Annotated in this window: 12 protein-coding genes, 1 pseudogene and 1 riboswitch; of the genes and pseudogenes, 7 read left to right on the top strand and 6 right to left on the bottom strand. The window is 62.1% G+C overall.

The window, feature by feature from the left end:
• The first annotated feature begins 70 nt into the window (after positions 1-70).
• On the top strand, positions 71-1237 hold the full coding sequence (metK, locus tag HZY77_RS13245) for a methionine adenosyltransferase (RefSeq protein WP_296815604.1): 1167 nt from the start codon (positions 71-73) through the stop codon (positions 1235-1237).
• Between the two features lie 71 nt (positions 1238-1308).
• Here metK and HZY77_RS13250 read toward each other — a convergent pair whose 3' ends face one another.
• A complete protein-coding gene (locus tag HZY77_RS13250) occupies positions 1309-2595 on the bottom strand; it encodes a PEP-CTERM sorting domain-containing protein (protein WP_296815607.1) in 1287 nt (428 codons plus the stop codon).
• 144 nt (positions 2596-2739) lie between these two features.
• A riboswitch (S-adenosyl-L-homocysteine riboswitch) is annotated at positions 2740-2810 on the top strand.
• Positions 2811-2837: 27 nt separating this feature from the next.
• Between HZY77_RS13250 and ahcY the strand changes: the two genes are divergently transcribed.
• The 5 genes from ahcY to HZY77_RS13275 all read left to right on the top strand — a co-directional run bounded on the left by ahcY (position 2838) and on the right by HZY77_RS13275 (position 7534).
• On the top strand, positions 2838-4256 hold the full coding sequence (gene ahcY, locus HZY77_RS13255; protein ID WP_296815610.1) for an adenosylhomocysteinase: 1419 nt from the start codon (positions 2838-2840) through the stop codon (positions 4254-4256).
• 27 nt (positions 4257-4283) lie between these two features.
• The gene (locus tag HZY77_RS13260; RefSeq protein WP_296815613.1) at positions 4284-4631 is read left to right on the top strand and encodes a phage holin family protein; all 348 of its coding nucleotides are present in this window, start codon (positions 4284-4286) and stop codon (positions 4629-4631) included.
• 3 nt (positions 4632-4634) lie between these two features.
• Positions 4635-5465 carry a methylenetetrahydrofolate reductase [NAD(P)H] gene (gene metF / locus HZY77_RS13265; protein ID WP_296815616.1) on the top strand — a complete coding sequence of 277 codons (831 nt, stop codon included), beginning with the start codon at positions 4635-4637 and terminating at the stop codon, positions 5463-5465.
• Positions 5466-5585: 120 nt separating this feature from the next.
• Positions 5586-6902 (top strand): hemolysin family protein, encoded by a 1317-nt coding sequence (locus tag HZY77_RS13270; protein WP_296815619.1) that lies wholly within the window; start codon positions 5586-5588, stop codon positions 6900-6902.
• A 221-nt stretch (positions 6903-7123) separates the two neighbouring features.
• Positions 7124-7534: an AF1514 family protein gene (locus HZY77_RS13275; protein WP_296815621.1), complete on the top strand. Its 411-nt coding sequence runs from the start codon at positions 7124-7126 to the stop codon at positions 7532-7534.
• Here HZY77_RS13275 and HZY77_RS13280 read toward each other — a convergent pair.
• Positions 7514-8771: pseudogene (locus tag HZY77_RS13280) on the bottom strand (IS256 family transposase). The gene HZY77_RS13275 and the pseudogene HZY77_RS13280 sit on opposite strands and share 21 nt — an antisense overlap.
• A gap of 276 nt (positions 8772-9047) precedes the next feature.
• On the opposite strand from HZY77_RS13280, the gene HZY77_RS13285 reads away from it, so the two are divergent.
• Entirely contained in the window at positions 9048-9200 is a 153-nt protein-coding gene (locus HZY77_RS13285) for a DUF3309 family protein (RefSeq protein WP_363154642.1), read from the top strand.
• A 62-nt stretch (positions 9201-9262) separates the two neighbouring features.
• On the opposite strand, the gene HZY77_RS13290 is transcribed toward HZY77_RS13285, so the two are convergent.
• The 4 genes from HZY77_RS13290 to HZY77_RS13305 all read right to left on the bottom strand — a co-directional run bounded on the left by HZY77_RS13290 (position 9263) and on the right by HZY77_RS13305 (position 13123).
• A complete protein-coding gene (locus HZY77_RS13290; RefSeq protein WP_296815625.1) occupies positions 9263-10390 on the bottom strand; it encodes an alanine--glyoxylate aminotransferase family protein in 1128 nt (375 codons plus the stop codon).
• Positions 10391-10464: 74 nt separating this feature from the next.
• A complete protein-coding gene (locus HZY77_RS13295) occupies positions 10465-11217 on the bottom strand; it encodes an ATP-binding protein (RefSeq protein ID WP_296815630.1) in 753 nt (250 codons plus the stop codon).
• Complete coding sequence (gene msbA / locus HZY77_RS13300; RefSeq protein ID WP_296815634.1) at positions 11214-12974, bottom strand: lipid A export permease/ATP-binding protein MsbA; 1761 nt, start codon at positions 12972-12974, stop codon at positions 11214-11216. Before msbA ends, HZY77_RS13295 begins: the two co-directional genes overlap by 4 nt.
• Positions 12971-13123, bottom strand: a complete 153-nt coding sequence (locus HZY77_RS13305) for a hypothetical protein (RefSeq protein ID WP_296634022.1) — start codon at positions 13121-13123, stop codon at positions 12971-12973. Before HZY77_RS13305 ends, msbA begins: the two co-directional genes overlap by 4 nt.
• Positions 13124-13203: the final 80 nt, after the last annotated feature.

A 13203-nucleotide genomic window follows, 5' to 3' on the forward strand; every position in this document is an offset into this window, starting at 1 on the left:
CTAAAGCGTCGCCGCTTCGTTTGTCCCCGAGCCGGTTACGCAGTCGGTAACCGGGACAACAGGAGCTGTCATGCAGAAGGATTTCATCTTTACGTCTGAGTCGGTGTCTGAAGGGCATCCCGACAAGATGGCGGATCAAGTGTCGGATGCGGTACTCGACGCGATTCTAACCCAGGACAAACATGCGCGCGTGGCATGTGAGACGCTGCTGACCACCGGCCTGTGCGTCATCGCCGGCGAAATCACCACCTCGGCGGTCATCGACTACAACCAGATCGCGCGCCAGACTATCAAGCGCATCGGCTACGACTCATCCGACATCGGCTTCGATTACAACACCTGCTCGGTGCTGGTCACCGTCGGCAAGCAGTCGCCCGACATCGCGCAGGGCGTGGATCGCGCCCACGACGACTATCTCGACCAGGGCGCAGGCGACCAGGGCCTGATGTTTGGCTACGCCTGCAGCGAAACGCCGGTCCTGATGCCGATGCCGATCTACCTCGCGCACCGCCTCACCGAACGCCAGTCCGAACTGCGCAAGGACGGCCGCCTGCCGTGGCTGCGCCCGGACGCCAAATCGCAGGTGTCGATCCGTTACGTCGACGGCAAGCCCCACTCCATCGACACCGTCGTGCTGTCGACCCAGCATCACCCCGAAGTCTCGCACGCCCAATTGTCCGAAGCGGTCATCGAGGAAATCATCAAGCCGGTGCTGCCGAAAGAGATGCTGACCGCCGACACGCGCTATCTGGTCAATCCTACCGGACGCTTCGTCGTCGGCGGCCCGATGGGCGACGCTGGCCTCACCGGCCGCAAGATCATCGTCGACACCTACGGCGGTGCGGCTCCACACGGTGGCGGCGCCTTTTCCGGCAAGGATCCGTCCAAGGTCGATCGCTCCGCCGCCTACGCCGGCCGTTACGTGGCGAAGAACATCGTCGCCGCCGGCCTGGCCGACAAGTGCATGGTGCAGGTGAGCTACGCGATTGGTGTGGCCAAGCCGACCTCGCTGATGGTCGACACCTTCGGCACCGGCAAGATCCCGGAAGCGAAGATCGTCGAACTGATCCATGCCCACTTCGACCTGCGTCCCAAGGGCATCGTCCAGATGCTCGACCTCTTGCGACCGATCTACACGCGGACCGCGAGCTACGGGCACTTTGGCCGTGACGAACCGGATTTCACCTGGGAAGTGACGGACAAGGCGGCGGCGTTGAAGGCGGCGGCGGGGATCTGATCAGATTCTGTCTCGTTGTGGAAACGAAAAGAGCCGGTTTTTCCGGCTCTTTTTCTTGATGCGGGCAGAGGTTATGCCGGCTTGCGACGGCGGTGTTTAGCCACCCCAACCAACGCCAGGCCTGCCAGCATCATCGCGTAGGTTTCGGCCTCGGGAACAGCGGTTACTAGGATGCCTTCCAGGTGCCAGAAAGTGTTTAGGTTCGCATACTGGCTGTTTTCGTCGGAAGTGATCAGGTGCGACCAGTCGATCGTGTAGAAATAGTGGGTCTCGTCAATCTCATCGACAGCGGTCACAAGGGTGCCCGCATCGGGTGGCAGGACAAACTGTGTCCCCTTCCAGTCGAGCCCCCAGCCCGATAAATCAACTTCGAGTTGCGTTCCGTCCTTGACGGTGCCAATAGGCGCGCCGTAACGGGTATTTGGCAGTGCTGCACTGCCAGAAAGCATGCCGCCAAGCGTAAAGTCTCCGACATCTTGGGTAGTGCCCATCAGAACTTGACCATCAGTGCTACCCGCGCTCACAAAGCCATAAGGCGTACCAGTCTGTGTACCCAAATACGCATTTCCCCCAGTGTGAAGTGCCGAGTTGCTGAATCCGCCAGAGCGACCACCAATCTCTTCGATCGACATGCTAACAATTGTCTTGTTGCCAGGTGTGATGGTAGGAACGAGGCTGGCTACCCCTTCCATGTGCATCTGCCATGTGTAGCCATTTGCCTGCGGGATTACGATGCCGGTGCTCAGCGAGTTCACGTCGTTGTTGGCAACGTGTGTCCAGTCCGCCGTATAGAAATATCTGTTTGCGCTGATTCTTGAAAAGCTGGTTGTGAGGCTTTGGGNGGATGTATTGATCGACATGCCTTGGGCTTCGACCCGCAGCCCAGGCATGCTGAGCGACATGACGCCGCCGTCGATCGCGCCCGACGGAGCGCTAGGCAGTGTGTTTAGGTTGTAACCGCTGATTGTTGCGACAGCAAATGCATTATTAGCTTGTTGTACACCCATGAGCAGTGCGCCATCGGTGCTGCCTGCGCTGTAAAAATGCTGGTTGGCGCTTAACATGGGATTGCCTGCTAGGTCTGTGCCATTAAACCAGCCCGCTCCGTACGCCACGCCGCCTATTACAATCGCGTCATCTGCAGAAGTTCCAATTCNCCCTGACATGGTGCTAATTTCCTGAATGGTCATACTCTGGATTTCTGCCGCCCGCACCATGCTGCTTGCCATGCAGAAACTCAAAGCAATCCCTGCCAGCGTTCTTGTTATGTGTTTCATGTCCCCCTCGCCTGTTTTCTGGTTTTGTCTGATTGGCGCGCACGCATTGGCCTGCAAACGCGCCTTGGCGGGGGTATGCAATATATGTTCCCGTTAATGCATCTGTCCATTGTCAATTAATAAAAACAATGGCTTGGGCTGTCGATGCGGAGATACAGGCAAGGTCGATGTAAAGAACGCCGACATAATTCCGCGTTTGCCACTTCCAGGGTAGAATGCCGCCTCGGTTCTGAGGAGCGCTGCGACGGTTCACCCGCCAGGCTCAGGACGCTTCCTTTCAACGGCGCTCACGTTTTCTTTTTGTGAACAGAAAGGAGGGCGTGATGAACGCCGCACTCAATTCCACCGCCGACTATGTAATTGCTGACTTGGGGCTCGCCGACTGGGGCCGCAAGGAAATCCGCATCGCCGAAACCGAAATGCCGGGCCTGATGGCCATCCGCGAGGAATTTGCCGCTGCGCAGCCCCTGAAGGGCGCACGCATCACCGGCTCGCTGCACATGACCATCCAGACCGCCGTGCTGATCGAGACGCTGACCGCGCTCGGCGCGCAGGTGCGCTGGGCGTCGTGCAACATCTTCTCGACCCAGGATCACGCCGCCGCCGCCATCGCCGCCACCGGCGTGCCGGTGTTCGCGGTCAAGGGCGAATCACTGACCGACTACTGGGACTACACTCACCGCATCTTCGAGTGGACCGATGGCGGCTACTCGAACATGATTCTCGACGACGGCGGCGACGCGACGCTGCTGCTGCATCTGGGTGCGCGTGCTGAAAAAGATATCTCGGTGATCGCCAAGCCGACCAGCGAAGAAGAACAAGTGCTCTACGCTGCGATCAAGGCCAAGCTGGCAGTTGATCCGACCTGGTATTCGGTGCGGCTCGCGCAGGTGAAGGGCGTGACCGAGGAGACCACCACCGGCGTGCACCGCCTCTACCAGATGCATGCGCGCGGCGAACTCAAGTTCCCGGCGATCAACGTCAACGACTCGGTGACGAAGTCGAAATTCGACAACCTCTACGGCTGCCGCGAATCGCTGGTCGACGGCATCAAGCGCGCGACTGACGTCATGGTGGCGGGCAAGGTCGCGCTGGTCGCCGGCTACGGCGACGTGGGCAAGGGGTCGGCGCAGGCGCTGCGTGCGCTCTCCGCCCAGGTGTGGGTGACCGAGATCGACCCGATCTGCGCGCTGCAGGCAGCGATGGAAGGCTACCGCGTGGTGACCATGGAATACGCCGCCGACAAGGCCGACATCTTCGTCACCGCCACCGGCAACTTCCACGTCATCAATCATGATCACATGGCGAAGATGAAGGACCAGGCCATCGTCTGCAACATCGGGCATTTCGATAATGAAATCGACGTCGCCTCGATCGAGAAGTACCAGTGGGAAGAGATCAAGCCGCAGGTCGACCACGTGATCTTCCCGGACGGCAAGCGCATCATCCTGCTGGCCAAGGGCCGCCTGGTGAACCTCGGCTGTGCCACCGGCCATCCGTCGTATGTGATGTCGTCGTCGTTCGCCAACCAGACCATCGCGCAGATCGAGCTGTGGCAGGAACGCGATTCCGGCAAGTACCCCGTCGGCGTCTACACCCTGCCGAAGCACCTCGACGAGAAGGTCGCGCGCCTGCAGCTGAAGAAGCTCAACGCGCAGCTGACCGAACTGACCGACCAGCAGGCGGCCTATATCGGCGTGCCCAAGACTGGTCCGTACAAGGCCGAGCACTACCGCTATTGACCGGTTTCGCCTGAAAAGGAGGGCGCCATGCGTCTGCTGCTGCTGTGGATTCTGAATGCCGTCGCCCTGCTGGCGGTGACGTATCTGCTGCCCACCATCCAGGTGGCGGGCTTCGGCACGGCGCTGGCCGCCGCGCTGGTGCTGGGTTTCATCAACACGCTGGTGCGGCCGGTGCTGGCGCTGCTCACGTTGCCGATCACCGTGCTGACACTGGGGATCTTCTACCTGATCCTGAACGGCCTGTTGTTCTGGCTTGCCAGTGCGCTGCTGCCCGGTTTCCAGGTGCAGGGTTTCGTTTCGGCGATGGTCGGCGCGATCCTGTATGGCGTGATCGCCTGGGTGCTGTCCGCACTCATTCCCCATTCCAGAGGTTGAAGCATGACCGAACGCACATTCAGCTTTGAATTTTTCCCGCCCAAGACAGCGGAGGGGACGGAGAAGCTGCGCGCCACGCGCAAGCAGCTCGCGCAACTCAATCCCAAGTTCTTCTCGGTCACCTTCGGGGCCGGTGGCTCCACCCGAGACCGTACCCTGGAAACCGTGTGCGAGATCCAGGCCTCCGGCTCGGAAGCTGCGCCGCATCTGTCGTGCATCGGCTCGACCGAAGCCAGCATCCGCGACATCCTCAACGCCTACAAGCGCCAGGGCATCCGCCATCTGGTCGCGTTGCGCGGCGACCTGCCCTCCGGCACCATGGATGCCGGCGAATTCAACTACGCCAACGAACTGGTGGCCTTCATCCGCAAGGAAACCGGCGACTGGTTCGAGATCGAAGTCGCCGCCTACCCTGAAGTCCACCCGCAGGCGCGTTCTGCCACCGAAGACCTCGCCAACTTCAAGCGCAAAGTCGACGCGGGCGCCAATTCGGCGATCACGCAGTACTTCTTCAATGCCGATGCGTATTTCAACTTCGTCGAAGATGCGCGCGCGTTGGGCGTCGCCATTCCCATCGTTCCCGGCATCATGCCGATCGGCAACTACGTGCAACTGGCGCGCTTCTCCGATGCCTGCGGCGCGGAGATTCCGCGCTGGCTGAGGAAGAAGCTTGAAACCTACGGCGACGACCTGGCGTCGATCCGCGCCTTCGGGTTGGATGTCGTGACCGACCTGTGCGACCGCCTGCTGGCCGGCGGTGCGCCGGGTCTGCATTTCTACACCATGAACCAGGCGGGACCCAGCACCACCATCTGGCAGCGACTGGGTTTGTGATTTCTCCGACCTGATGCGATTACGCAAGGCCCGCTGACAGCGGGCCTTGTCGCGTGTGCCGTGTTCTCTGTCCGAAGCGACGGGTAGAATCGTCCTCCTACCCGTTCCCGCTTCCTGATCATGAATGCCCTGTGGATCCTGATCCTGCTCATCCTGCTTTCCGGCATGTTTTCGCTCGCGGAAATGGCGCTCGCCTCCGCCCGCCGCGGCCGACTGACCCAGCTAGCCGAGGCCGGCGACATGGGGGCCGTCAAGGCGCTGGCCATCAAGGAGCATCCGAGCAGGCTCCTGGCCGCCAGCCAGACGGGAATTACCGCCGCTGCGTTGTTGATGGGGATCTATGGCGAGTCGGCCCTGTCCACGTCCATCGAGTCGGCCATCCGGGCCGCGATTCCCGGCCTGGCCGAATGGCGAGAGTCCATTGCATTCGGCGCCACCATCGTGATCGTCACGGCGGTTTCCATCATCCTCGGCGAGATCGTGCCCAAGCGGATCGCACTTGCGCATCCGGAAAAGGTGGCGGCGTTTTGCGCGCCCTTCATGTCGCTGTTCATCCGCTTGTTGTCCCCGGCGATCCGTTTCCTGTCCTTCGCTGCGGACCGCGTGCTGGCCCTGCTGCCGATTCAGTCGGCACCCGCGGTCACCAGCATCGAGGACATCCTGGCGTTCGTGGACGAAGGGGAACGGACGGGCACCATCGCCCCGGAGGAGAGCGAGCTGTTCGGCAACGTGCTGCGCCTGGAGGATTGGCGCCTCGCCACCATCATGACGCCCGTTGCGGACGTGGCCTGGCTGGATCTGCTCTCACCCCGCGAGCACAACCTGCGCACCCTGAAAGAAGCGCCGCATTCCCGCCTGCCCATCTGCAAGGGCGACCTGCAGCAGGTGATCGGCATTGCCGAAAGCCACGACATTCTCAAGGCCGCCATGGAAGGCGACATCGACTTCGCCGAACTGCCGCTCGCGCCCCCTCTGTTCGTGCCGTCCAGTCTCACGCTCATCGACCTGCTGCGCACCTTCCGCCAGCAGCGCGCCAATTTCGCCCTGGTGGTGAGCGAATTCGGCCTCACTGAAGGCATCGTCACCCTGGACGATCTGATGTATTCGCTGGTGGGCGACATGATGCCCCTGGCCGACGACACCGAAGACGCCCTGGCTGTGCGCCGGGCCGACGGATCCTGGCTGCTGGATGGCTTGCTGCCCATCGACGAGATGAAGGACCGGCTGGAAATTCGCCATGTGCCTCAGGAATCGCTGGGTAACTATCACACGGTCGGTGGGTTCGTACTGGCTTCGCTGGGCCGCATTCCGCGCAAGGCGGAGCGCTTCACCTGGGCGGACTGGGAGTTCGAAGTGGTGGACGCCGACCGTAACCGGGTGGACCAGGTGTTGGCAACCCAGGTGGCGGCACTTGGCACGCCGCGTGAGGACATCTGAAAACCCGCTGCCTCATCTACCCGCTTCAGCCAACCGCTCCGTAAGACACCTCGCCGGCTGGGGCCCCGTTTTCAGCGGATGCCTGCCAGTGCATAGGCAAAATCCTACCGACCCGCCGCAACCGACCGACCACAATCACAGTGACCTTGCTGGACCTTGGCAAGGCTTGACCAAAGCCCGTCATGGGCAGGGCCAACTTCGAACGCACAAAGGAGATCGGTATGCAAAGACTCGCATTGATGGACAACGACGTGAATGATTTTGCGCAGGCGCGCCGCACGGCGGTTGGCAAGGCCGGGGAAATGCTTGCACGCCCCGTCATCGTCGCCTGGAAAGACGACAGGAGCGGCAAGTCGGCGCCCGAGATTCCGGGCGGAAAAGCGGGGCGCTGGCACGACTATGGCGAGAGCAATGATGGCGTGCTGGAACTCGAGGTGGCGAACGACTACCACTTTATTTTTACCGAGGCGGAGGGATTCGACGAACCTGATATGAACCTGGCCACCCTCGAGGATAACGGAACGCGGTTCATGTGCCTGAACAACGCATGCACCGAGGAAGACAAGGAGAAGCTGGGCTATGAGTTATTGTCAAATCTGNGTGTATGGGCATCAAGCCGCGTTCCTGTCTGATTGATCCTGTACTTGCTCGCCGTCCTTGAACTTCACGTTGTTGACCACGAGGGCCAGCAGATCAAATCCCTTGATCCGTTTCCAGCGCTTCTGCGCGGTTTCCAGTAGCTTGTAGACCATCGCCAGCGTGGTCTCTCGGGAGNNCCGCAGTTCCGCGCTCTCTTGCTTCTCAGGCGCACCGTCGAAAACGTCGATTCGATCGGATTGGTCGTCCGGATATGGATCNCAGTGTTCNTGCCGGGAAGTCGTAGAAGGCCAGCAGCTCCTCACGATCCTTGCGCAGCCGTTCCATGGCGCCGGGATACTTCGACTCGAAGCGAACCAGAGTCCGGTCAAAGGCCTTGTGTGCGTCAGCCCGCGTCTCGGCCATCCAGATCTCATGCAGCGCCGCCTTGACTTTCGGTTGCACCGACTTTGGCAGCGCGGACAGGATGTTCGCCGTCTTGTGCACCCAGCAGCGCTGATGGCGGGTGTCCGGATAGCACTTGGCCAGTGCTTTCCAGAAGCCCAAAGCGCCGTCGCCGATGGCCAGCTTCGGGCTGGTCGTCAGGCCCCGGGCCCGCAGTCCCGACAGCAGTTCTGACCAGCTGGCCTCCGACTCTCGGTAGCCGTCCTCAACCGCAACCAGCTCCTTGCGCCCATGCTCCGTCACGCCGATGATCACCAGCAGGCAGAGGCGGTCATCCATGCGCACGTTGCTGTATACGCCGTCGGCCCACCAGTACACGTAGCGGCTTTGGCTCAAATCTCGCTGACACCACTCCCGGTGCTCATCGATCCAGTGCTGCTTCAAGCGACTGATGGTGTTGGCCGACAAGCCCCTGGCCTGATCACCCAGCAACGCGGCCAGTGCCTCTTGGTAATCGCCGGTGCTCACACCCTTCAGGTACAGCCAGGGAAGCACTTCCTCCACACTCCGGGCTCGCTTCAGGTACGGCGGCAGCAAGGTGCTGTTGAAGCGAACCCCGGAACCACTCCGATCCCGTACTTTCGGCACCTTGATGTCGACATTGCCGATGCCGGTCTGGACAGTACGCTCAGGCAAATAGCCATTGCGCACGACGGCCTGACGGCCATCCGGGAGCCGGTGCTCGGCATGCTGATCCAGAAGCGCCTGAAGCTCGGCCTCGACGGCCTGTGCGATCAGCTCCCGTGCCCCAGTCCGCAGCAGCTCGGTCAGCGGATCAATAACGTCTTTTTCTGGTTGTGGAAGAGTCTTCAGGGTAGACTTGGCCATGGCGTATCACCTTCTGTTGGTTGTTGATCTGGCGTGATCAATCAACAGGATACGCCATCCTTTCTACCTTCCCGTACACCAGAAATGACCATAACTCCTGGGCTATTTCCCGGGTGGCGGTCTCGGCGGCTAGCGGCGGACTCGCCCGAATCGGGCGACGCAATACTACCCCGCACGTTCGAGCGGAGATGCCAGGTTCGACCTGGAAGTCCAGGACAGACATAGCGCGGATGTCACGCTCGTTTCCTTCAACGTTACAAGGAATACGTCATGAGCATTGGAACCATACTTTTGATCGTGTTGATCTTGATCCTGATCGGGGCGGTTCCCGTCTGGCCGCACAGCCGCGCGTGGGGCTATGGTCCCAGCGGAGGCATCGGCCTGCTGGTCGTCATCCTGATCGTACTACTGGTAATGGGCTTGATATGACGGCGCATCGGTCTGCGCATCAGCCGCAGACTGATGCGCAGAAGGCCTGCACTACTGCAAGATCAAGCCGGGCGGCCCGGCAAACACGCCCGCAGCGCTTTCAGGCAAAAGTCGACGTTCTCCTGCTTGGCGGAGTAGCCCATCAGGCCGATGCGCCAGATCTTGCCGGCCATGTCGCCGAGGCCGGCGCCGATTTCGAGGTTGAACTCCGTGAGCAGGCGGGCGCGGATCGTGGCCTCATCGACGCCTTCGGGCACGTAGATCGAGTTGAGCTGCGGCAGGCGTGCGGATGGGTCCACCACGTACCTGAGGCCCATGCTTTCGAGCCCGGTCTTGAGTTTTTCGTGCATGGCACGGTGGCGCGCCCAGGCGTTCTCCAGACCTTCTTCCTCCAGCATCACCAGCGCTTCGTGCAGGCCGTACATCGGGTTGATCGGCGCCGTGTGGTGGTAGGTGCGCTTGCCGGCGGATTGCCAGTAGCCGAGCACGAGATTGAGGTCGAGGAACCAGCTCTGCACGGNGGTGGTGCGCGCCTTGATGCGGGCGATAGCCTTTTCCGAGAACGACACCGGCGACAGGCCCGGCGTGCATGAGAGACATTTCTGGCTACCTGAATACGCGGCGTCGATGCCCCATTTGTCCAGATACACCGGTGTGCCGCCGAGGCTGGTGACGCAGTCCATGATGGTGAGCGCACCGAATTCCTGCGCGATCTTCGCCAGGCTTGCGGCGTCCGACTGCGCGCCGGTCGAGGTTTCGGCATGCACGAAGGCGAGAATCTTCGCATCCGGATTCGCCTTGAAGGCGTCACGCACCTTGTTCGGGTCGACCGGCGCGCCCCAGGCGTCGTCGACGATCACCGGCACGCCGCCGGTGCGTTTGACGTTTTCCAGCATACGGCCGCCGAATACGCCGTTGCGGCAGACGATCACCTTGTCGCCCGGTTCCACCAGGTTGACGAAACACATTTCCATCCCCGCCGAGCCTGGCGCCGAGACCGGGAAGGTCAACGCGTTCTCGGTCTGGAACGCCATGCGCAACATGGACTTGATCTGTTCCATCAGGTCGACGAAGGCGGGGTCGAGGTGGCCGATGGTCGGACGTGCCATGGCATCGAGGATGCGCTGGGGCACGTCGGAGGGCCCGGGGCCCATGAGAATGCGCTTGGGCGGAATGAAGGAAACGGTCATAACCTTGTTCTCTTTGTGGAAAATGTCAACCAAAACAAAGGGTTGATTTTACGGAAAACGACGGTGCCTGGAAATCAGGCAGGCGGTTCCCCCATCAGTGGCCGCATCGCGGTCAACAGGCTGTTGAAGATGCGTGGGTGGGCCTTCTCCTGTTCGGCCAGCATTTGCTTCATCGCGTAGCGCTGCGGCTTGGCGAAGCAGGCTGGACAGTTCTCGAAGATCACCGGCAGGCCGGCGTCGGCGGCGAAGGCGCGGGTCTGGCGTTCGCGCGCATAGGCAAAGGGCCGGATGATGCGCAGGTCGCCAGCGTCATTCAGGTAATGTGGCGACATGGTCCGGAGCTTGCCGCCGAACAGCATGGACATCATCAGCGTCTCGGCGAGGTCGTCGAGATGCTGCGCCAGCGCGACGACGTTGCAGCCCTGTTCGCGCGCGACGCGGTAGAGGATGCCGCGCCGCATGCGCGAGCAGTAGGCGCAGTACGAGTCACTGTCCTTGGTCAGCGTCTTCTGTGCCTCTTCCAGGATGGGCTGCGATTCGAGGAAGTAGGGCACGCCGAGTGCGGCCATGTAGGGCGTGAGCGGCGAGGGATCGAACTGGTCGGACTGCGGATCGACCGTGCAGGCGAGCAGCTCGAATTTCACCGGCGCCTTCTGTTGCAGATGGTGCAGGGTATGCAGCAGCGACAGCGAATCCTTGCCGCCCGACAGGCCGAGCAGAATGCGGTCGCCTTCGCGGATCATGCGGAAATCGCCGATGGCGCGTCCGGCTGCGGTGAGCAGCGAGCGCGCGGGTTTCACCCAGCCGGTCGGCGTGTCTTGGCTCATGCGGAAAACTGCAGTGCGTGCAGTTGCGCGTAACGGCCCTGCCGGGCGATCAGGTCGGCGTGGCTGCCGACTTCGACGATGCGACCGCCTTCCAGCACGACAATCCGGTCGGCGCGTTCGATGGTGGACAGGCGATGTGCGATGACCAGCGTGGTGCGGTTTTCCATCAGCGCCTCGAGCGCGGCCTGCACGTGGCGTTCGGATTCGTTGTCCAGGGCCGAGGTGGCCTCGTCCAGGATCAGCAGCGGTGCGTTTTTGAGGATGGCGCGTGCGATGGCGATGCGTTGGCGCTGGCCACCGGACAGTCGCATGCCGTTCTCGCCGATCAGCGTGTCGAGGCCGTCGGGCATGGCCTGGATGAAGTCCCAGGCATGTGCGGCGACGCAGGCGGTGCGGATCTCGTCGGCCGTGGCGTCGCGTTTGTGGCCGTAGGCGATGTTGTGTGCCAGCGTATCGTTGAACAGCACGACATCCTGCGACACCAGGGCAATGTGGCTGCGCAGGTTCTGCAAGCGGATGTCGCGGACGTCGATGCCGTCGAGCTGGATCGAGCCGGCATCCGGATCGTAGAAGCGCGGCACCAGATTGGCCAGTGTCGTTTTGCCCGAGCCTGACGCGCCGACCAGCGCCACCGTCTCGCCGGGGGCGATGTCGAGCGTGATGCCGGCCAGCGCCGGTGTGGTCTTGCCGGGATAGGTCAGCGCCACGTCGCGCAGCGCCAGCCGGCCCTCGATGCGCTCGAGCGTGCGCGTGCCGCCGTCGCGCTCGGCGTCCTCGTCGAGCATGGTGAAGATGGTCTCGGCCGCGGCCAGCCCGCGCTGCAGCTGGTCGTTGACCGAGGTGAGCCGCTTCAGTGGCGCGAACAACAACAGCATCGCCATGAAGAAGGCGACGAAGCCGCCGACCGTCGTGGCGTTGTCGCTCGCCTGGTCGGCAGCGATGTAGACGATGATGGCGAGCGCGATCGCCGCGATCAATTGGATGACGGGTTCGTACACTGCGTTGGCGGCGACACGCTTCATCTCGAACAGCCGCGCCAGATTGGCCGCCTCGCGGAAACGCGTCTGCTCGTAGGCCTCGCCGCCATAGAGCTTGACCACGCGGTGTCCGCCCACCGCCTCGTCGACCACCTGGGTGAGGTCGCCGATGTTCTGCTGCGCCTTGCGCGATAGGCCGCGCAGTCGTTTGCTGGCGACGCGCACCACCCACAGCGTGAGCGGCACCAGCGCGAACACGATCAGCGTGAGCTGCCAGTTCAGCCACAGCAGATAGCCGAGCAGCCCCAGCACCGTCACCGTGTCGCGCACCAACGTGGTGAGCGAGCTGGTGGCCGACTGCGTGACCTGGGTGACGTTGAAGGCCAGATGCGCGATCAGCTGGCCGCTCGGGTTCTGGTCGAAGTAGCGCGTCGGCAGCGTCATCAGCTTGTCGAACATGGTGGCGCGCAGATCCATCACCAGGCGGCTGCCGACCCAGGCCATGCAATAGGTGCTGACGAAGCTGGTGACACCGCGCACCAGAAACAAGGCCAGTAGCAGGATCGGAATCCAGCGGATGAAATCCTGGTNCCTGGCGACGAAGCCCTTGTCCAGCAGCGGCTTGAACAAGGCAGGCAGCACCGGCTCGGTGGCGGCGGTGAGGACCAGCGCGACGAGGGATAGCGCGAACATGCGCCAATACGGCTTGACATAGCCGAGCAGGCGGCCATAGAGCGCGCGACTCTTGTGCCCTTCAGGGGAGTCGGGAGCGGGCGTCATAGCAGCAGCAGGGTGGCGAGCCCAAGCAGGATGACGAAGCCCAGGCTGTCCGGGATGACGGTGAGCCGTCCCGACGCGCCGATGGCCGGATCGTGCTTCACGCGTTCCTGAATCATGTGCTGCGGCGGGTTTTCGGGGTTTTCGGTCATGGGCGGATAGTGAAAAGCCCCGCGATTGTAACGCGTCATGGTTCGCTGGCGTCGATTCTGCCGGGATGGGCGCCCTCAGT

The organism is Thiobacillus sp. (assembly GCF_013693775.1).
In the GTDB taxonomy this organism is placed as follows: Bacteria; Pseudomonadota; Gammaproteobacteria; order Burkholderiales; family Thiobacillaceae; genus Thiobacillus.